Origin of the sequence: Acidisphaera rubrifaciens HS-AP3 (assembly GCF_000964365.1) — a bacterium.
GTDB classification, from domain to species: Bacteria; Pseudomonadota; Alphaproteobacteria; order Acetobacterales; family Acetobacteraceae; genus Acidisphaera; species Acidisphaera rubrifaciens.
This window is the reverse complement of sequence record NZ_BANB01001076.1, coordinates 1-295: the sequence shown is the minus strand read 5'-3', so window position 1 is coordinate 295 and position 295 is coordinate 1. Positions and strand designations below refer to the sequence as shown.

Genomic DNA, 295 nt, shown 5'->3' with positions numbered 1-295 from the left:
TGGCGCTCGCGGTGATCGCCGACGCGACGCTGCGGCTGCTGGCGGGGCTCGCGCGGCGATGATCCTGCTCGACCGCGTCAGCCGCCGCTACGGCGAGGCGACCGTCGTCGACGACCTGACGCTGGAGATCCCGCGCGGCGCCTTCTGCACGCTGGTCGGCCCCTCCGGCTGCGGCAAGTCGACGACCTTGCGGATGATCAACCGGCTGATCGCACCGAGCGCCGGGCGCGTGCTGATCGACGGACGCGACGCCGCGGCGATCCCCGACCTGCGGCTGCGCATCGGCTATGCGATC

Annotated in this window: 1 protein-coding gene; it reads left to right on the top strand. The window is 73.2% G+C overall.

From position 1 onward, the window contains the following. Positions 1–58 precede the first annotated feature (58 nt). Positions 59–295: ATP-binding cassette domain-containing protein (locus tag B8460_RS20125; protein ID WP_048863410.1), on the top strand; the 237-nt coding region annotated here is incomplete at its 3' end.